The sequence below is a fragment of the Rickettsiales endosymbiont of Peranema trichophorum genome (assembly GCF_004210275.1).
Classification (GTDB): Bacteria; Pseudomonadota; Alphaproteobacteria; order Rickettsiales; family Midichloriaceae; genus RICK02.
Genome location: NZ_SCFA01000029.1, coordinates 12,696 through 31,685 on the forward strand (window position 1 = coordinate 12,696; position 18,990 = coordinate 31,685).

Genomic DNA, 18,990 nt, shown 5'->3' on the forward strand with positions numbered 1-18,990 from the left:
TCCTCCGTATGAACTTAATAACTTATTTCTATTAACATAAGGAGGCAATATGACCATTAAAATTAAGCCACTGCAAGATCGAGTTCTTGTAGAAAGAAAAGAGGAAGAACATAAATCCACTGGTGGTATTATCATACCAGATACGGCACAAGAGAAGCCTATGCAAGGTAAAGTTATCGCTGTTGGAGCTGGTACAAAAGACGATAAAGGCCAAGTACATCCTTTGGAGGTCAAGGTTGGTGACGTCATTTTGTTTGCAAAATGGGGCGGGACTGAAATCAAAATCGATGGTAAGGAATACCTGATCATGAAGGAGTCTGATATTTTGGCGATCGTACAGTAGGTACTTTTAGTAAAAATTTTATTTTTGAGAGGATAATTTATGAGTAACGTAAAGATTATTTTAAAAGGCGCTGCTGCTAGAGACAAAATTAGCAAAGGCGTGGAGGTTGCTGCAGATACAGTTGGAGCAACGCTGGGTCCAAGAGGAAGAAACGTTGTTATAGAAAAGTCATTTGGAGCACCTAAGATCACAAAAGACGGTGTAACTGTAGCAAAAGAGATCAAGTTGGCCGACCACTTCGAAAACATGGGAGCTCAGCTCGTCATAGAAGCCGCAAGCAAAGCTAATGACAATGCAGGTGATGGCACAACTACGACAGCTGTAATAGCACGTGCGATTACTATGGAAGGCAATAAAGCCGTTACCGCTGGAATGAATCCAATGGATTTGCGCCGTGGTATAGAGATCGCTACACATGCAGTAGTTGATGAGATTAGAAAACAATCCAAAAGCATCAAATCTTCAGATGAGATAGCTCAAGTTGCTACGATATCTGCTAATGGTGATGCGGACATCGGTAAAAAACTTGCTGAGGCCTTTCAGAAGGTAGGTAAAGATGGAGTAGTCACTGTCGAAGAGGCTAATAAAAGCGACGACTTTGAAGTGGAGATCGTTGAAGGTATGAACTTCGATAGAGGGTACTTGTCTCCTTACTTTGTGACGAATCCAGAGAAGATGGTATGTGAGTTTGAGAAGCCGTACATCTTGCTTGTTGAAAAGAAAATAGGCAATCTTCAGCAGCTCCTACCTGTGCTTGAAAAGGTTGTCCAAACAGGAAGACCTCTGCTTATCATAGCTGAAGATGTAGAAGGCGAAGCCCTGGCTACTTTGATTGTCAACAAGCTACGTGGTGGACTAAAGGTTGCTGCTGTTAAAGCTCCTGGCTTTGGGGATAGAAGAAAAGCTATGATGGAAGACATATCAATCGTGACTGGCGGTGATATAGTCAGCGAAGATTTGGGCCATAAGCTTGAAAACACTTCTCTTGATTCCCTTGGTACCGCTAAAAAAGTCATCCTTACAAAAGACGACACAACAATTATAGATGGTGCAGGCGACAAGTCAGCGATTGAGTCACGTTGCAATCAGATTAAGGCGCAGATCAAAGAAACTACATCTGATTACGACAGGGAAAAGCTTGAAGAAAGGCTTGCAAAGCTTGCCGGTGGTGTTGCTATTTTGAAAGTTGGTGGCATTACAGAAGTTGAAGTCAAAGAGAAGAAAGAGAGAGTAGAAGATGCTTATCATGCTACAAAGGCTGCGATTGCTGAAGGTATAGTGCCTGGTGGAGGATGCACCTTACTCTACGCTTCATTGGTGCTAGACAAACTGAAAGGTAAGAACGAAGACGAACAAGCTGGTATCAACATTATCAAAAAGGCACTTACTGCTCCAGTGCGTAAGATTGTTGAGAACTCTGGCATGGATGGTGCACTTGTGGTGTCAAAGCTTCTTGAGCAAACCGATCACAATCGTATATTTGACGCGCAAACACATCAATATGTTGACGCCTTCAAAGCAGGTATTGTCGATCCTACCAAGATCGTTCGTACTGCACTACAAAGCGCAGCATCCGTTGCTGGTCTTGTGATCACCACAGAAGCTATCATCACAAATAAGCCAGAAGACGAAAAGTCAGGGCATAATCATCCTGGTATGGGTGGTGGTATGGGAGGTATGGGCGGAGGTATGGATTTCTAATTCAACCTCAGGATTTATAATCCATGCTCAGGATTTCTGGGCCATCCTCAGGACTTCTGATTTATGATCAAGGTTGCTGATTGGTGCTCGGACATCATATTTTGTGCTGGTGCCTTCGTATACCATGTTTGCGCCAGCACACTCGCAAAAAGCAGCTGTGGGATGTACTTTCCATTCTGCTTTTTTTTTGCTCAACTTGTTGTTGTTTTCGACATCACACATAGAAAATAATACCAAGTTTCAGATTAAATCAGGCAAATGGATTTGAGGATGAGGCTGCGTAAGCGTATTGAAATAGGTGCGCAGAGCCGAGTTTCACAAAATCCGTTTTGAATCATTTAAAAATGAGGATTGGTATAAAATTGTATCGCTGACATACAACCCTATATAATGAACATGCACAATGAAAGATTTACCACAACTCATATACTACATACTGCTCGTAGTGTTACTTCTGTCAGCTTTTATACGCTATAGATATTATAGAAGTTTAGCAGTCTGGACCAGTATTGGAGTTTGGTCAGTTATCATACTGTTCATTTCTGGTGTGTACGTATATAGAGATGTGGCAATCAATTTGAAAAATCACATTCTGGCCAATCTAGTCCCCGGCTACATTGTCACAGAGCCAAATAAAATGACGGTAGCTGCGGCTAAAGATGGGCACTTTTACGTGTACGTTACTATGGGCAATAAGAACGTTAAAGAAGTGACAACAAAATTTATGATAGATACAGGAGCATCTAGTGTTGTCATACCACTAGAGTTAGCGAAAGACATAGGTATCGACATAGATGCATTACAATTTGTATACGCAACCTCCACAGCTAACGGCCAAACTATGGCTGCAAGGTCCATGGTCAAAAAAATACAAGTGGGAGAATTCATGATGCGTGACTTTCCAGTATTGATAATACATTCAGAACTTCAAATACCATTGCTTGGACTTGATTTTCTACAAACTCTAAAGTCCTACAAGTTTGAAGATGATCGTATGGTCATGGAGCTTCCAACGCACAGGTAATTTTGACTAATTGGTCACCATCAAGCGATTGTTTGGTGAGTACGTGCTACAATTGCCAGCATTCAACCCATGATGTGCACCAATTCCCATTTTTAAATGATTCAAAACGAAACGGATTTTGTGAAACTCGGCTCTGCGTAGGTATTTCAATACGCTTACGCAGCCTCATCCTCAAATCACTATGTTTATGATTTTGTTCGGTACATATATAACTCTTTTGATAGATGTATCAGCAAGTCTGCTTTCTACATTTGGAAGCGTCTTGGCCGCTGCTAAGGCCTCCACTTCTGTTACATCTGTTGGAAGAGTCAAGCTGCCCCTTATTTTCCCGTTGATCTGTACAGGCAAAACGACATTGTTCTTTTCAAGAAAGTGTGAATCAGCTTGGGGCCAAGTGCCAAAGGTAAGCGCTGTAGTCCCTCCAAGTTTTTCATGAAGCTCTTCTGCTATGTGTGGAGCGATAGGATACAGTAGCGCTATGATTGTGGTCAAAGCTTGCTTCACTGTGTTTTCGTCCAGTCTGTTGAGATGATCCTTCAGGTAATTGGTGAGCTCACGAACTCTCGCAATCACTTTATTAAAGTGTAAATTTTCAAGCAAATTAGTGACATCTTTAATCGTTCGGTGAATCTCGCATAAAGCCTCAAAGCACACTTTTTCTTTGGTAGTGTCATCAGATTCCAAACACGTCTTGACCTCTTTCTTGTGAAAATCATCTACTAATTGGTACAACTTAGTCAGGTATTTGCTTGCTCCGTCTATTCCATCCTCACTCCATTCCAGATCTCGATCAGGAGGTGAATCCGATAGCAAAAATAGCCTGATAGTATCAGCTCCATACTTCAGTATCATCTCCTCCGGCTCTATCACATTCTTTTTAGATTTACTCATTTTTTCAACACGTCCAACGGTCACCGGCTCGTGACTACTCTTGCAAAATATCCCTTCTCCAGTTTTTATTACATCATCAGGGTATATCCAAGCGCCGCCGCTCGTACGGTAAGTTTCGTGAGATATCATACCTTGATTCAGTAGATTGACGAATGGCTCGCGAAGATTGATGGATTGTAGTCGATTTAAAGCAAGTGTAAAAAAACGTGCGTATAACAAATGCATTACAGCATGTTCAGCGCCTCCAACGTACTGGTCAACTGGTAGCCAATGCTCTGTCTCCCTATGAGTAAAAGGAATGCCCGCATTTGGTGAACAAAATCTCGCAAAGTACCATGATGATTCAACAAATGTATCAAATGTATCAGTTTCTCTTTCAGCGTCACTACCACAGATGTGGCACTTCACATGCTTCCATGTCGGGTGGTTCGATAGTGGATTACCCCCCTCAAAAGAAACGTCATCTGGTAATGTCACCGGCAGATGGTACTTTGGTACAGGCAAAACTCCGCAGTTTTTACAGTATATCATTGGTATGGGGCAGCCCCAGTATCTTTGTCTTGAAACGCCCCAATCCCTTAACCTATACTGTGTTTTGCTCGTGCCTATTTGTAGTCTTTCCAGCTCCCGTATGACACGGCGTTTGGCTTCTACAGTATCAAGTCCGTCAAGGAAACGGGAATTAAACAATATCCCATCATCAGTATACGCTTCGTTCTCTACGTCTGTAGGATGATCTTGTCGCGTCGGTTTGACGACTTGTATAATGTTAAGATGATACTTTTTTGCAAATTCGTGATCTCTAACGTCGTGAGCTGGACAGCCAAATATTGCTCCACTACCGTATTCCATCAATACGAAGTTTGCGACATATACCGGAAGCTTTATGGACCTATCAAATGGATGAAGAACACTTAGAGATGTTCGTATTCCAATTTTGTCCATGTCTTCACGAAATGTTGCAGCATTGAATTGCTTGAGAGAGTCTTGTACTTCAATGTCTTGGCACCTCGAAAGGATTGGATGATGAGGTGAAACAGCTATGAACGAAGCTCCAAAAATCGTTTCAGGCCGAGTCGAGTAAACTTCTATTGACCCTTCCTCGGAATCCGCCAGTGAGAACTTGATTGTAACGCCTTCAGATTTTCCAATCCAATGATGTTGCATAAGCTTAATCTTCTCAGGCCAGCCTTTTAGATCTCCTAAGCCATCAAGCAACTCATCCGCAAAATTTGTAATTCTTAAAAACCATTGCTTAAGTTTTCGTTGTTCTATGATTGCACCAGACCTCCAACCTCTACCATTTTCAACTTGCTCATTGGCAAGTACAGTTTGATCGACAGGATCCCAATTTACAATCGCTTCCTTTTGATATGCAAGGTCTGCATTGTAAAAATCTATAAACATAGCCTGTTCGTGTTTATAATAATCCGGAGAACATGTCACGATTTCACGGTCCCAATCATATGAGATACCAAGCTGTTCTATTTGCTTTTTCATTGTAGAGATATTTTCGTATGTCCATTTTTTGGGATGCTCATTATGCAATATCGCTGCATTTTCAGCTGGTAGACCAAACGCATCCCATCCCATCGGATGTAGTACATTATATCCCATTGCTTTTTTATATCGTGCTATTACATCTGCTATAATGTAATTACGCGCATGACCCATGTGTATTTTGCCAGAAGGGTATGGAAACATCGAAAGTACATAAAATTTTTGTCTCTGAGAGTCTATTGAAGCAGCGAATGCACGCTTTTCTTTCCAATATTCTTGCCACTTCTTTTCCACGTCATGTGCTACGTATTTACTCATACCAATATTTTGTATACTTAGTTGATTTTAGGGTCACATTTCAAACACTTCGCCCGCAGATATCACACTGCAAGTAGTACCACTTGAGACAAGCAGGTTACCATGATTATCTAGTCCAGTAAAGGTACCTGAAACACTTTTGTTGAACAGCTGTACGTTAATCGGTTGGTTCAGACCGATAGCACGTTTGATCCATATGTTCTTGATGGGCAGAAAACCGTAGCTATGCCATAAGTTATGGTAATGTATAAAGTATTTTAATAGTCTTTCGATAAACACTAAGTATGGCACGTGAATGGACTCAGATTCTAGAGAAGTAGCATTATACTCTTTTAGATGCTGGCCATTTCGAAGATTGATACCTATGCCTATCAAGAGGAAATTGTGTTGAAAGCGCTCGATGATAATGCCGCTGGCTTTTTTGTTATTTAAAAGCACATCATTGACCCATCTAAACTGAACGTCAAATTTCTGAAGCGCTCTATCAGAAAAGGAAAGTATGGCCTCGCCTACCGCAACAGCAGTGACGTAGCATAACTGCGGAGATCTTTCTGTGGACTCCCTGTTATCTTGCAATATGATGGTTATAGCAACATCTTGTACGGCCGATTTCCAAGGTCTACCATATTTGCCACGTCCACCAAGTTGTCTATTGGTAGTGATGACATATCCCGCGATGGCATCGCCTTTTGAAATTAATCTTTTCGCTTCTTCTTGTGTACTATCTAGTACGTCATATGTTTTGATGTAGAGATCCGTGAGCATATTGATCGATTAAGGAATCCATGAAATATTGTTAGTATTAATCTACAATTCTTAGTATACATATGGCTGATCTTCTACACCAAATTTGTGTTGTTAAGATGAGGTCGCGTAAGAGGCTATATAACATAAGAGGCCGTATAACATTTTAGAGTCAGAAAATATATCATGTCTACACAACATACAATGGCCGCAGCGCTTGTAGCATCCACATTGCTATTGCTGGGTTTTCTTTATACACTTGGCCACGTTACTGTACCTTTTGTGGTAGCCTTAATAATATCGTATCTTTTAAACCCTGCAGTCACAATGCTTGCAAGATATACTTGGTCCAGAAGTATTGCAAGTTTGATATTACTTGGGTTGTTTTTCTGGTGTGCTGGGACAATTGCGCTGATGTTAATTCCAATAGTCCACGATCAACTCATAAAACTAAGCCACACATTGGTGAACAACAGGGAGCTTTTGGTAAGTACGTCCACACCTTTTATTAGTGAGCTTAAAGGCATATTACCGGACATAGTGGAAAAGATAGAGTCTAGCTTAAATAGCCTTTCAAGCTACATAGTGACCTTCACGATCCAGTTGCTGCAAAGTGTGTACTACTCTGGAGTAGCTGCTATAAACGTGCTGGCGCTCATGTTTATTACACCGATCGTGACATTTTATACTCTGAGAGATTGGCCACAAATCGTCAGAGTATTTGATACATTAATACCGAGAAAATATGTAGGTGTGGTACATGAGATATTATTTGAAGTTGACCAGGTCTTGTCTCGCTATATAAGGGGGCAGTTTCTAGTCTGCATTATCTTATCGTTCTACTACTCGACATTGCTTTCAATAATTGGCCTAAATTCAGCAATAATAATAGGTACCATTAGTGGTTTGCTGACATTTATTCCGTATGCCGGGCCAACTTTTTGTGCCACACTCGCAATGCTGATAGCGATAATGCAGTTTCAGAACATTCAGTGCGTCCCCACTGTTTTGCTTATATTTGTGGCGGGACAACTTTTAGAGGGCAACATCATAACACCAAAAATACTGGGCAGTAAAATAGGTTTGCATCCAGTTTATATCATGTTGGGTCTGTTGGTAGGAGGAGCTTTATTTGGCTTCTTGGGAGTACTGCTAGCGCTGCCTGGTACAGCAATTATTGGCGTGCTGACTAGGTTTGCTATACGTAAGTACAAAGGTAGCGCATTCTATGTATCTTAGAAGAAGCCACATGCCTTGGAAGAAGCTGCTGCAATAATATATTTGATACCAATTTCTATTATTACTTTCATTTACTCATCTCTCATACTGATTGCTAATCGATTAAACGTATTCATCAAAGAGATACAAATCGTAATATCCACAACTTCTCTTTCGCTGAAATATTTGGAAAGCTCTGTATTGTGTATCTTTTTATTTCCATCAAGATTTGTTAAAGATTCCGCCCATTTTAATGCTTCTCTTTCACCGTCAGAAAATAAGCCGGATGTAGCAAATTCAGGTAGACTCTCGATTTTGTCTTTGCTAACTCCTAGTTTTAACGCTGCATTCGTATGCAAATTACAGCAATAGCTACAGCCATTGATTTGAGATACACGAAGTTCTATTAGCCCTTTTAAGTCAGCAGGGAGTGGTGATTCGTTTAAACTTTTATACCCTGCATATAAATGACCAATTGTATCTTTTGAAATTTTTGTATAATCCATTTGTTAATCCATTAATTAGACTTATTCTCATTTTCATCAGACTCTAAAGATTTGCTAGCTTCGCATAATTTGGGTTAAAAAGATAAGCTTACTCTCATTCCTTTCCATCTGCAACTCCCTCTTTACACCATTTCCAACTCATCCTTATATCAAACTGAGGTTAACATACTACTTTCTTTTGCCCAGATTCTTTCCGTTCCAATTAATTTGCCGACAAGCTCTCAGACTTGAGAAGAGTCTTGAGCAGCGCATGATAATTTCAAGCCAACAGCGTTGAGCATCTGGTAGGCAGTGTACAGGTGGAGGCCTGCTATGGTGGTATCACAGCCATTGATCCATTGAACGAAAACGCTAGAAATACCGCGTATAGAGCAAGCACCAGACTTTCCCTCCCATTCTTTGGAGTCCAAATAGAAATTAAGCTCCTCGACAGAAAGCCTTTTAAACTTTACGATTGCACATGAGAGGCGCTGTAATACTTTCTTCTGGTATATCACACAAAGACCGGTATAAACTCTGTGTCTGCGTCCCGATAATAGCTGTAAAAATTTTTTAGCTTCGTCTCTGTCTGCAGGCTTACCCAGTATTCTCCTACCTGCTATTGTCAAAGTGTCTGCCCCCAATATCACGTCGTTTTCAAAGGACTTGGACACTTGGAATGCTTTCTCATACGCCAGTCTTTTGACTAGCGAGGTAACTGTCTCACCTTTGAGTGGCGATTCATCTATATTGGGTGCCACAACAACTGGAGAATAACCAACCTGCTTCAATAGGCTACACCTTGCTTGAGAGGTAGAAGCAAGAACTAATCTTGGCCGTACAATGTCTTGCATGATCAGTTGGTCTGAGTCTGGGTTTGAGTTTGTACCTTGCTTCTGTGTATTATTCTCCCTTTGCTGAGGTCGTAAGCAGTCATCTCGACAGTTACATCGTCTCCTGCCAGTATTCTGATTCTGTTTTTTTTCATTTTACCAGCTGTGTATGCTATTATCTCGTGTCCGTTGTCCAACAATACGCGAAAAGTTGCATTTGGTAATAGCTCTGTAATTTTTCCCTGAAATTCTAGTAATTCTTCTTTTGCCATCGTTTGATATGTATACATTAGTAGGTTGAACCTAACGAGATATATCATATTTTTAAAGATGTTGAAATACATTTGAAAATTAACGCAATTTGTTGTAAAAGCTATTATAGTTATATAGACATATCTTATCAGTATATGTACCAGCACGGTAACAACAAATTGAGCATGAGAACTTCCATGGGCTACGTTAGGAGATCTAGGTCCATTTTTGTCATCCTCTTGATCTTAGGGATCACCAGTATCTTTGGATTTGGATTACATCAGTGGCTTGGTTATAAGTCAGCTAATTGGTACACTACATTGGGTGATGACTATAATGATGCTATTAAAAATCTGTACTCAAAAGAGCCTGAAAAAGGAGTAGATCAATTAAAGAAGTTAATGGTCACAGATTCATCCTACGGAATTCTTGCAACGTTACAATACGCTTCATATCTGTGTATGAATAAGGATTATGTTCAGGCAGGACAAATGTACCAATCCATTAGTGACAATAAGAGCGCTCCACAGATCTTCAGGGACTTTGCAGGGTTAATGGCCGTCAGTGCTTCTCTTAACGCAAAAGAAGTTGATGGAGATGCTGCTATACAGAGGTTAAAAGCATACATGGATACTGCTCCGATGTTTAAACCTACTGCCCAATTGATGCTCGGCTCCCTATATTTATCAATGGGCCAGAAAGAGAATGCCCATCAAGAGTTTAATGCTGTGATTACCAGTTTTCAGGCGACCCAGGATTCAAGAGAAGCTGCAAAAATGCTATTGGTTCTCGCTTCGTAAAGCTTTATGAAGTGGATCGAGTTTTGAAAATGGTCAAGCGCAGGTATGTACGTTAACACTCTGGTGACAGAAGGCGTGTAGCCTGATCTCTCTAAAAGTAAAAATAATAAGAGTTGATATGGCAAAATTTAGAGAGACTTATGTGTGTCAAGAGTGTGGTGCGCATCACACCAAGTGGCAGGGTAGGTGTACAAATTGTCTTGCCTGGAACTCAATATTGGAGAGTGCACAAGAAGTACAGACAGGTGCTAGCAATGTAGACATCATAGAGATTTATGATCTGTGTTCTAAGCCTATGGAGTTGATCAGAACCCCTACTGGAATCCAGGAGCTTGATAGAGTACTTGGAGGAGGGATAGTGCAGGGCTCTGTTACCTTACTTGGTGGTAGCCCTGGTATAGGTAAGTCTACTTTGTTACTGCAAGTGGTTAACAAACTAAGTAAAGTTGGATGTAAAGCGCTATATATAAGCGGTGAAGAGTCGATAGAGCAAATCAAGTTGCGAGCGCTGCGTCTTGAGGCAATAGAACCAAGCGTGCAGATTGCTACTAGCATCTCACTGAGAGCAATAATCTCAGCGATAGAAGGAAGCAGTGATTTGCAGTTAGTGGTCATAGACTCTATTCAAACTTTGTATGCTGAAGAAGTGGGCTCAGCTCCAGGCACAGTAAATCAAGTAAGAATATGCGCCTTGGAGTTAACAAAAGTTGCAAAGAGCAGGGGGGTATCTGTCATTTTTGTAGGCCATATTACAAAAGACGGATACATAGCTGGACCAAAGGTGCTAGAACATATGGTGGATACAGTGCTGTACTTTGAAGGGGATAACATTAACGATCTAAGAGTAGTGCGAGCTGTAAAGAACAGGTTTGGCGCGGTTAATGAAATTGGCGTTTTTGAAATGTCTGAGTCTGGCCTGATGGAAATTGCAAATCCATCATCCATTTTTTTGCCAAATCGTCAGGGTGGAATAGCAGGTTCAACGATCTTTCCAAGTATAGAAGGTAGTCGTCCTATTCTATTAGAAATTCAAGCATTGGTTGTACCCTCATTCTCCGCAATTCCAAGGAGGTCAACCGTAGGATGGGATTCAAATAGGCTTGCAATGATTTTAGCGATACTGAGTTCAAGCTTAAAGGTCAATCTATTAGATAAAGAAGTGTATTTAAATGTGACCGGTGGGCTCAAGGTGACGGAACCAGGTGTGGATTTGGCTGTTATGGCTGCACTTCTTTCAGCGGCCTCTAGTATTTCTATAGATCATGACACCATTTTTATAGGTGAAATTGGCCTATCTGGAGAAATACGACAAGTGACGCTTTTGGAATCAAGATTGAATGAGGCGTATAGACTTGGCTTTACAAGGGCTGTAATACCTGGCTCAGCCAAAAATAATGATTGCAAAATCAAGAAATTACCTATAGCACACATTAAAGAGCTAAAACAAATCATGAGCGTTCTATGACTGTCTCCGGCTACAACTTACTAGACGTGATCGTATATCTCGTAATTGCACTATCCACTCTCTTTGGTTTTTTTAGAGGGTTGATAGCGTCTCTACTATCACTATTTGGTTGGGCTGTTTCTATATATGCAACTTACAGATTTGGGATGCATTTGCAAGCTATATTAGCAAAAAAGTTAGGGGACACAGTAGCAGGTATGATCAGTTACAGTACCATCATGATATTGCTGCTCATTGTATTTGGGATCCTGAACGGTCTCGTTATCAGACATCTACTGGTTTGGAACCGAGGTATCTTAAACAAGCTTTTTGGTATGATATTTGGCTTTTGTAGGGGTTGTCTGATAGTTTCGTTGTTTTATCTTTCATTTTCTATTGCCATTTCGTTGGTCTATGGAACGAGTGAGCATGATGAAAATAGAACCGCTCCAAAGTTACTGACAACTGCACATACCTATCCGCAACTTAAGATCGGAAAAGAGCTACTCCTTGGCGCTATGGGCCCTGGTGTACAAAATAAGCTTCACAAGCTGTATGCAGACATTACCAAGAAATCCCAAGAAGAAAGGCTGGTGTCATATTATACACATGAGCTGTATAAATACATGAATCCTCAAGAGCAAAAGCATATCGATGCACTTGTCGCCAAAAGTATGACTACTCATTCCCAATTAGACACTGAGATGGAAACGCTACAAGAACTTTTGAAATTATATAATCAAAAGTATGCCGATATTAAGCTTCAGGATAGACCACTATCCCAAGAAAATATCAAAACGCTAGAGTCGATATTAGAATCACACCATGAAAGCTTGGAGTCCAATCAGGAAGGTGAGGGTGTTGATGAGCATGCAATAGGTTGAATGTAATGGTTTCAGGTAATTTTTAACAACTATTGTTAGTCTGTGGAGTATAAAAATATGATAACAAGATTTGCACCTAGTCCTACTGGGTACCTGCACATAGGCAACGCACGTACTGCAATATTTGCATGGTTGTTGGCTAGATCGCAGCATGGTAGATTCATTTTGAGAATAGACGATACGGATAGGGAGCGTTCTAGACCAGAGTATGTTGATGGAATACTTGAGGATTTAAGGTGGCTAGGATTAGATTGGGATGGATTATTTTACCAATCCGCGCGACTCTCCCTTTATGAGGAAGCCAAAAACAAGCTTATTGAAATGGGGAGGCTATACCCTTGTTACGAATCTCAACAGGAGCTTGATTTAAAAAGGAAATCGATGTTGAGCAAAAATGCACCTCCTATATATGATCGACAAGCCTTACAATTATCACAGGCGGAGAAACAGAAGCTGGAAGAGTCTGGAGTACAGCCGCACTGGAGGTTTTGTATGCTTGATGAGGAGATCAAATGGATGGACGGAGTCAAGGGTGAGGTGTCATTTCTTGGAGGTAATATCAGCGATCCCATATTGATTAGAGCAGATGGAAGCATGACCTATACTATTGCCTCTGTTATGGATGATATAGATATGAACATTACTCATATCATAAGAGGAGAGGATCATGTCACCAACAGCGCTATACATACTCAGATTTTTAAGGCATTGGGAGCTAAGGTGCCGACGTTTGCACACCTTTCGTTGGTAAAGTCAAATGCTGGTGAGATATCAAAACGAATTGGAGGCTTTGACATACGGAGCTTGCGGGAGGCTGGTATCGAGCCCATGGCGATTAATAGCCTACTATCGAAGATTGGGACTTCTGAGCCCGTTGTGCTGCGTGAATCCTTGGAAGAATTGATTGGGGAATTTGCTCTTGATAAATTAAGCAGATCGCCTGTGACATATGATATCAAGGAGCTGGAAACACTCAATACTGGATTGATACACAAATTGCCATATCGTACTGTGGTTGAGAGATTGGGAGCTCCAATACAAGGCTTTGACGAAAAGTTATGGGGCATCATATGTGGTAACATTTCAAACATTAAAGAGGTGGGAATGTGGACTACCATATGTTACGGTTCGATAGAGCCTGTAATTGAGGACTTAGACTTTACAAAGCTCGCAGCTGATTTGTTGCCAGAAGGTATTGTGGATGAAGGATTCTGGGATAAATGGAGCGCCAGAATTAAAGAGGCGACAAGCAAATCAGGCTATAAACTGTTTAGGCCCATAAGGCTTGCTTTGACTGGCCTTGACAAGGGTCCTGAACTAAATAGGCTGTTGCCACTCTTGGGGAAGGATAAAATAGTCGCAAGATTAAATGGGCTAACGGCATAGAGATGAGCCAAGGATGGAACGTGCCACAACATGTTGCTATTATTATGGATGGTAATAGTAAGTGGGCACGTTCACGGCTATTATCAAAGACAATAGGTCATAGAAAAGGCTTGTATGCTGTACAAAAGATTGTAGAAATTGCTAAAAAAATTGGTGTGAGGTTTTTAACCCTTTACGCCTTCTCTATTGAAAACTGGAATAGACCAAGTGAAGAAGTAGAATACCTCATGTCACTTTTTAGAAGTTACCTACAACGAGACGTAAAGCGCCTAATACAAAACGACGTCAAAATAATGTTTATAGGCAATAGGGCAATGCTATCTGATGACATACAGGTAATGATGAAAGATGCAGAACATGAGTCTATCAACAACACGTTCACTCTGATCATAGCAATCAGCTATAGTGGTAGGGATGACATTAGAAGAGCGGCTATGATGTTTGCTGAATCGATAGCATTAAATAAGGATGGGCATGGCCCATTTGAATCGTTTTTAAGTACTGCAAATGTGCCGGATCCAGATTTGCTAATTCGTACTGGCGGAGAGATGAGAATTAGTAATTTTTTGCTTTGGGAAATCTCGTACACAGAGTTGTACTTTACAACTGTATTGTGGCCAGACTTTAAATCTGAGGATTTTATGGATGCAATACGTGTGTATTCAAGTAGGGAAAGAAGGTATGGAGGAAGAAGAGATGGAACCAATTAATACTAGAAAACACAAGTGGTATGGTTCAGCCTTGGTGCCAAGATTCTTGGAATCACGGATTATAGCAAGGGTGATCTCATCGTTTGTGTTGGCTCCCATGATGTTGTTTGTGGTGCATGTGGGTGGAGTATTTTTCAATAGCCTTGTTGCGTTGATTGCCATGCTGATTGTTGGAGAATGGCATAGAATGGTTTTTAAGCGATGGAGTATATTGGATGTTATGATTGGGACGAAACTGTACTATATCGGCTTATTCTACATTCTAATGTTTGCTACATCACTGATATACTTAAGGGGTGTAGATAGTGGGGAATACGTTACGTACTGGTTACTTGTAGTTACTTGTAGCACTGATATTGGAGGTTACTGTTTTGGTATTGTAATAGGTGGGCCAAAGCTTGCTCCCTCTATTAGCCCATCCAAGACGCTTTCTGGTTTCCTTGGGGGCGTAATGTGTGGTTGTGCAGTTGGCTCCATGTGTGTTTCGCTATTGCCATTCAATTCTGATGCTACTTACTTGCTGTCTATTCTATTACCTATCTTTGGTCATTGTGGGGATTTGCTAGAATCAAAAATGAAAAGATATTTTAAGGTTAAGGACAGCGGTAACATCATACCAGGTCATGGTGGCCTCATGGACAGGGCTGATAGTATATCGATGTCTGCAATGGTTCTGGCCCTTTATATCTACACGTGTTACTGATCAAAACGGTAGTCAGTACCCTGTGTTGTTTCCAAACCCACCTGAGAACATACCTCCTAGATAGTCACCCTGATCATGTGGGCCGGATCCGTCATACACCCCTCCGTTGCCTCCGTCTCCATCATCTCCGGGTGGTTGTGGCATGTAAATTGGTGCCTGGTTACTGCTATGTTGCAAAAGTATTCCATGAATTTGAAGCAGCTGATTTAATACATCTGCGGAGGTATCCGTCTCTTTTTCTGGATGATCCAATATCTCCTGTATCTTTGCTTCTGTTGTTTCGATATAATAGCGAAGCTCAGCCCCCTCGTTATCAAAAAGATGTAATATCGGCCGTGGAGCTATGTTTTGAAATGCCCTCGTGACATAATTAAAGAGAGCATCAAGTGTACTGTATAGATTTGCTTGTGTCTCTACAACCTCGGTGTGCGATCCTTGTGCATTGAGTTCCTCCAAGATTTCACTCAGGGCTTCTTCCGATTGAGAGGTTGCTTGAATCTTCAAAAGGAGCGCATGTGATTCGTCCTGAGTTAGGCTCGACAACTTGTCAAGTAACTCATCTCCACCAATTTCCAAAGCTTTTTTGAGTATCTTAGGGTTACTGAGTATATGGTTGTCGTATTGAGCATCGTGGCATGCATAACACTGCACAATATCTTGTTTGAAAGCCTTGACCGTTTGGACTTTTTGTATTTTTGCTTGTTGACCCTGTACACCTTCATGATTATTTCGTTCTAGTATCAACAACTTATCGCCTGCTTCATTTTCATATATGATGTTTGTGCTTGGCCTAAGGTCTGTTGTGCACTGTTTGTAGTATATGGTGTAGTGGAAATACTTCATTCCGTTATCACCTTTACTGTCTTGTTTGATCCAACGAAGGTGTTCTGGGTTAATGCTGAGCTCTGCTCTTAAAGCTTCATCTGGTATGTAGATGTACCATTTGTCCTTCATTGTAGAATGAATTTGATAAACACCATCTTGAGTGGCTTTGATGAGTACTTTGACCTCTTGATAGTTCAGGTGCCATTGTTGCTCTTGTGTTCCTAGCAGTACCTTGTTGACATATGCGCTAGTTTGTGAAGCTTGAGCGTGAAAGTATTGATGTAGCAACTTAGGATCCTGTACAAGGTTAAGGACTAGTTGTTTAGCGTCTGCTACTCGCTTGTCCTCATTTAAAAGGTTGCTGATCTCTATAATGACACAATCCATACCATCGATTTTTTGTAGAGCATCGAATTGGTCCAAGGCTGCTTGCTTTTCTGTATCTGTCTTAGAAGTGAGATATGATAGCAAAGCCTCTGTGAATGTCATTTCTAAGTGACCATCTGCTGTGTCTTTTACTACTGCTCTCTTAAAGAATTCTAATGCATTATGAAGAAGCTTTTGTGTTGCTTCTGTGTATTGGATGTGAGGGAGTTGTAGTGGCGTAGTGCCTGGAAGTGCAGCAATTGGGGGAGCAATAGCGGTTGTAGCTTCAGGTGCTTGTACTACATCTGTACTTGTTTCATCCAGGACCTGGGAGGCGAAGATATCAGGTACACTCGCTTTATCTGCTGCAGATGTTGTTTGAGGTTCCTGGCTTGTTGTGGCACTTTCCTCATTGTCATCATCATGTTGTTGGATCTTGTAGGCTTTTTTTGAAGGCTTCTTGTTTTTGCTCTTTCCGGTTTTTTTAGGTATCGCAGGGGTGCTGACGCGTGATTGCTCTGGAATAGGGAGCACAGGAGCTGCAGATTCTTGAAGTGCAAGATGAGACTCAAGTTGCTTCAAATGGTAGGCAGCGAAGAGGAGGTTGTATATCTTATCTATCCGTTCTGTGTAATCTTCTGGTGCAATTGGCATGCTACACTGTTCTTGTAGTACTTTGACTGCTTCTTGTACAGATATTCCGTTGCTGAAAATTGGTATCTTAGCGCCACTACGCACTAACAGTGTTAATATGTCATCACTTTTGAGGGTCACTATAGCAAGTTCTAAAGGTGTAACATTCATAGCAGGCTTATTTGGATCAGCTCTATGACTTATGAGTATATTGATGATATCAATGTTACCAAGCATAACAGCAAAAAGTAGTGGGGGTGTGCTTTTTGCTGTATCTGAATTGTTTATAATCTCTGGTGACATACTAGAGTGAGAAGTCAGATATTCTACAGTTGTGCTGTCACCTACCTTGATTGCAGATGTTAGAGGTGTGTGACCGTCCAAGTTTACTGAATTGGAGAACACTTTATGATCCCGTAGGACCTCAAGTAACGATTGGAGCCGGTACTCAATTGCAAGGTGTAAAATAGTATGTTGCTGGACGAAACTGTCCTTATCTAAGTTTCTGAGAAGATGAGCAGCCTCCTTAGCTACTGATGCAGCTGGAATGTCTAGTTGCCTTAGTGCTAGGAAATACAATAAATTGGTCTTCAAGAGGATATATGGTGTGGGCGCGATCTTCTTCCCAATTGCCTTCTTTAGTCCTGGACCAGAGAGTCTCAATGTGGTATCTATAGGGGTCGCTTCTTCTGCTATTCGCATTGCTTCCATACTGCTACTAAAGCCCGAGTATTGTGTATACACATCTTGATCTATTTTTACTGCAATGCGTGAATATACATGATCAGCCTTCTCATGTAGCAGGAGGAACCATTGTACTCCCAACATTCCTCCTCCAACAAGTTGTCCTTTTATTTCTGCTACTCCCAGTATACCTTGTACCGCAAGAGCTACAACCTCTTGACTTTCGGAGTTTAACATCTTTACATACGCTCCGATTTGCTCTCTTATTGTCATCTCTTGTATTTTTTGCATTACAGGATCTATAAGTCTTTGATTGCCCGAGCTTAACATCTTAAGGTATTGTTCAAATGAATGCTTTATTGCCATCTATTGACTTAGATTATTAAAAATTTTTAAAATTTATACGCTAAGTATTAGTTATTAACAAGTAATAAGATGATGATATGTGAAAGTTGTATATGCTGGCGGTGAAAATGATAAAAATAAGGACATACGAAAGTGGACTCGATGTCATACGCTTTGAGATAGTGGCCAAGAAGTTGTAGCAATATTCGTGAGTCGGGATTACAATGAGTGCAAGATCTACAATCAAACACCAAAAGTCATGAAATTACCGGTAGGAGTCAGCGATTTTAGGAAGATAGTAAAGGGCAACTATGTCTTTACGGATAAGACGCTGTTGATCAAGGATGTAATGAACGATGGAGCTGATATCATTCTCATTACAAGGCCGAGAAGGTTTGGCAAGACTTTAAACTTGTCGATGCTTTACTACTTCTTTGATCATCTACAGGCAAAGGATGAGAATCTGTTTGAGGAGCTGAACATAGGACAGGACAAAGCCTTTTGCGAGGAGCATCAGCATAAGTATCCAGTCATATTCGTATCGTTTAAGGACGTGAAGAAATCGAGCTACGAGGATGCATATGCAAATATCCTTGTTTTAGTGAGGGAAGTATACAGCCAACATAGATACCTGTTGGAGGGCAACTGTTTAAATGAAGATGAGAAAGATATGTTTAATGCACTGTTGTACAAAACTGCACATCAGTCTGAATTAGAAACTTCATTAAAACAATTATGCGCATACATAAGCAGATACTATGGCAAGAACCCAATTATACTGATGGATGAGTATGACACGCCGATACAGGAGGCTTACCTGGAGAAATACTACGAGAAGATGGTGGAGCTAATGCGTGGTATACTAGGTCAAGCCCTCAAGGATAACAGCTACCTCACAAAA

At 40.9% G+C, this 18,990-nt stretch carries 18 protein-coding genes; 11 read left to right on the plus strand and 7 right to left on the minus strand.

Translation table 11 applies throughout. From position 1 onward, the window contains the following. Positions 1 to 55: 55 nt before the first annotated feature. Together groES and groL are read left to right on the plus strand one after the other, a co-directional pair. Positions 56 to 343, plus strand: a complete 288-nt coding sequence (gene groES / locus EDM53_RS01415; RefSeq protein ID WP_165379541.1) for a co-chaperone GroES — start codon at positions 56 to 58, stop codon at positions 341 to 343. A 39-nt stretch (positions 344 to 382) separates the two neighbouring features. Beyond that, positions 383 to 2,044 (plus strand): chaperonin GroEL, encoded by a 1,662-nt coding sequence (groL, locus tag EDM53_RS01420; protein WP_130121704.1) that lies wholly within the window; start codon positions 383 to 385, stop codon positions 2,042 to 2,044. 27 nt (positions 2,045 to 2,071) lie between these two features. Here the strand turns inward: groL and EDM53_RS06070 are convergent, their stop codons facing one another. After that, positions 2,072 to 2,266, minus strand: coding sequence for a hypothetical protein (locus tag EDM53_RS06070; protein ID WP_207215403.1), 195 nt, complete (start codon positions 2,264 to 2,266; stop codon positions 2,072 to 2,074). 181 nt (positions 2,267 to 2,447) lie between these two features. Here EDM53_RS06070 and EDM53_RS01425 point away from each other — a divergent pair, with 181 nt between their 5' ends. After that, positions 2,448 to 3,068, plus strand: a complete 621-nt coding sequence (locus EDM53_RS01425; protein WP_130121706.1) for a retropepsin-like aspartic protease family protein — start codon at positions 2,448 to 2,450, stop codon at positions 3,066 to 3,068. Between the two features lie 171 nt (positions 3,069 to 3,239). Here the strand turns inward: EDM53_RS01425 and leuS are convergent, their stop codons facing one another. Then, positions 3,240 to 5,777, minus strand: a complete 2,538-nt coding sequence (leuS, locus tag EDM53_RS01430; RefSeq protein WP_130121708.1) for a leucine--tRNA ligase — start codon at positions 5,775 to 5,777, stop codon at positions 3,240 to 3,242. A 33-nt stretch (positions 5,778 to 5,810) separates the two neighbouring features. Then, the gene (locus EDM53_RS01435; RefSeq protein ID WP_130121710.1) at positions 5,811 to 6,542 is read right to left on the minus strand and encodes a biotin--[acetyl-CoA-carboxylase] ligase; all 732 of its coding nucleotides are present in this window, start codon (positions 6,540 to 6,542) and stop codon (positions 5,811 to 5,813) included. 165 nt (positions 6,543 to 6,707) lie between these two features. Here EDM53_RS01435 and EDM53_RS01440 point away from each other — a divergent pair, with 165 nt between their 5' ends. Next, positions 6,708 to 7,760, plus strand: coding sequence for an AI-2E family transporter (locus EDM53_RS01440; protein WP_130121712.1), 1,053 nt, complete (start codon positions 6,708 to 6,710; stop codon positions 7,758 to 7,760). Between the two features lie 71 nt (positions 7,761 to 7,831). Here EDM53_RS01440 and EDM53_RS01445 read toward each other — a convergent pair whose 3' ends face one another. The 3 genes from EDM53_RS01445 to infA form a co-directional block, all read right to left on the minus strand. Continuing rightward, the gene (locus EDM53_RS01445) at positions 7,832 to 8,245 is read right to left on the minus strand and encodes a carboxymuconolactone decarboxylase family protein (RefSeq protein WP_130121714.1); all 414 of its coding nucleotides are present in this window, start codon (positions 8,243 to 8,245) and stop codon (positions 7,832 to 7,834) included. Between the two features lie 221 nt (positions 8,246 to 8,466). After that, positions 8,467 to 9,078, minus strand: a complete 612-nt coding sequence (locus EDM53_RS01450; RefSeq protein ID WP_130121716.1) for a Maf family protein — start codon at positions 9,076 to 9,078, stop codon at positions 8,467 to 8,469. 2 nt (positions 9,079 to 9,080) lie between these two features. Beyond that, positions 9,081 to 9,329, minus strand: a complete 249-nt coding sequence (gene infA / locus EDM53_RS01455; protein ID WP_130121734.1) for a translation initiation factor IF-1 — start codon at positions 9,327 to 9,329, stop codon at positions 9,081 to 9,083. Between the two features lie 177 nt (positions 9,330 to 9,506). Between infA and EDM53_RS01460 the strand changes: the two genes are divergently transcribed. The 6 genes from EDM53_RS01460 (at position 9,507) to EDM53_RS01485 (ending at position 15,236) form a co-directional block, all read left to right on the plus strand. Then, complete coding sequence (locus EDM53_RS01460; protein ID WP_165379539.1) at positions 9,507 to 10,109, plus strand: DUF2659 family protein; 603 nt, start codon at positions 9,507 to 9,509, stop codon at positions 10,107 to 10,109. Between the two features lie 118 nt (positions 10,110 to 10,227). Further along, positions 10,228 to 11,574 (plus strand): DNA repair protein RadA, encoded by a 1,347-nt coding sequence (radA, locus tag EDM53_RS01465; RefSeq protein WP_130121720.1) that lies wholly within the window; start codon positions 10,228 to 10,230, stop codon positions 11,572 to 11,574. Next, positions 11,571 to 12,437 carry a CvpA family protein gene (locus EDM53_RS01470; protein ID WP_130121722.1) on the plus strand — a complete coding sequence of 289 codons (867 nt, stop codon included), beginning with the start codon at positions 11,571 to 11,573 and terminating at the stop codon, positions 12,435 to 12,437. Before radA ends, EDM53_RS01470 begins: the two co-directional genes overlap by 4 nt. Positions 12,438 to 12,494: 57 nt before the next feature. Then, on the plus strand, positions 12,495 to 13,823 hold the full coding sequence (gene gltX, locus EDM53_RS01475) for a glutamate--tRNA ligase (RefSeq protein ID WP_130121724.1): 1,329 nt from the start codon (positions 12,495 to 12,497) through the stop codon (positions 13,821 to 13,823). Positions 13,824 to 13,825: 2 nt separating this feature from the next. After that, a complete protein-coding gene (uppS, locus tag EDM53_RS01480; RefSeq protein ID WP_130121726.1) occupies positions 13,826 to 14,533 on the plus strand; it encodes a polyprenyl diphosphate synthase in 708 nt (235 codons plus the stop codon). Beyond that, positions 14,469 to 15,236: a phosphatidate cytidylyltransferase gene (locus EDM53_RS01485; RefSeq protein ID WP_130121728.1), complete on the plus strand. Its 768-nt coding sequence runs from the start codon at positions 14,469 to 14,471 to the stop codon at positions 15,234 to 15,236. Before uppS ends, EDM53_RS01485 begins: the two co-directional genes overlap by 65 nt. 12 nt (positions 15,237 to 15,248) lie before the next feature. Here EDM53_RS01485 and EDM53_RS01490 read toward each other — a convergent pair whose 3' ends face one another. Continuing rightward, on the minus strand, positions 15,249 to 18,110 hold the full coding sequence (locus EDM53_RS01490; protein ID WP_130121730.1) for an ankyrin repeat domain-containing protein: 2,862 nt from the start codon (positions 18,108 to 18,110) through the stop codon (positions 15,249 to 15,251). 238 nt (positions 18,111 to 18,348) lie between these two features. Between EDM53_RS01490 and EDM53_RS01495 the strand changes: the two genes are divergently transcribed. Beyond that, on the plus strand, positions 18,349 to 18,990 hold a 642-nt coding region (locus EDM53_RS01495; protein WP_165379540.1), incomplete at its 3' end, for an AAA family ATPase.

Bases quoted from the DNA above. Each gene is read 5' to 3' on its own strand.
- EDM53_RS01450 (WP_130121716.1), bottom strand. From the start codon at position 9,078: ATGCAAGACATTGTACGGCCAAGATTAGTTCTTGCTTCTACCTCTCAA.
- infA (WP_130121734.1), bottom strand. From the start codon at position 9,329: ATGGCAAAAGAAGAATTACTAGAATTTCAGGGAAAAATTACAGAGCTA.
- groL (WP_130121704.1), top strand. From the start codon at position 383: ATGAGTAACGTAAAGATTATTTTAAAAGGCGCTGCTGCTAGAGACAAA.
- leuS (WP_130121708.1), bottom strand. From the start codon at position 5,777: ATGAGTAAATACGTAGCACATGACGTGGAAAAGAAGTGGCAAGAATAT.
- EDM53_RS01435 (WP_130121710.1), bottom strand. From the start codon at position 6,542: ATGCTCACGGATCTCTACATCAAAACATATGACGTACTAGATAGTACA.
- gltX (WP_130121724.1), top strand. From the start codon at position 12,495: ATGATAACAAGATTTGCACCTAGTCCTACTGGGTACCTGCACATAGGC.
- EDM53_RS06070 (WP_207215403.1), bottom strand. From the start codon at position 2,266: ATGTGTGATGTCGAAAACAACAACAAGTTGAGCAAAAAAAAAGCAGAA.
- EDM53_RS01440 (WP_130121712.1), top strand. From the start codon at position 6,708: ATGTCTACACAACATACAATGGCCGCAGCGCTTGTAGCATCCACATTG.
- radA (WP_130121720.1), top strand. From the start codon at position 10,228: ATGGCAAAATTTAGAGAGACTTATGTGTGTCAAGAGTGTGGTGCGCAT.
- EDM53_RS01490 (WP_130121730.1), bottom strand. From the start codon at position 18,110: ATGGCAATAAAGCATTCATTTGAACAATACCTTAAGATGTTAAGCTCG.
- EDM53_RS01425 (WP_130121706.1), top strand. From the start codon at position 2,448: ATGAAAGATTTACCACAACTCATATACTACATACTGCTCGTAGTGTTA.
- uppS (WP_130121726.1), top strand. From the start codon at position 13,826: ATGAGCCAAGGATGGAACGTGCCACAACATGTTGCTATTATTATGGAT.
- EDM53_RS01485 (WP_130121728.1), top strand. From the start codon at position 14,469: ATGCAATACGTGTGTATTCAAGTAGGGAAAGAAGGTATGGAGGAAGAA.
- EDM53_RS01445 (WP_130121714.1), bottom strand. From the start codon at position 8,245: ATGGATTATACAAAAATTTCAAAAGATACAATTGGTCATTTATATGCA.
- EDM53_RS01460 (WP_165379539.1), top strand. From the start codon at position 9,507: ATGGGCTACGTTAGGAGATCTAGGTCCATTTTTGTCATCCTCTTGATC.
- EDM53_RS01470 (WP_130121722.1), top strand. From the start codon at position 11,571: ATGACTGTCTCCGGCTACAACTTACTAGACGTGATCGTATATCTCGTA.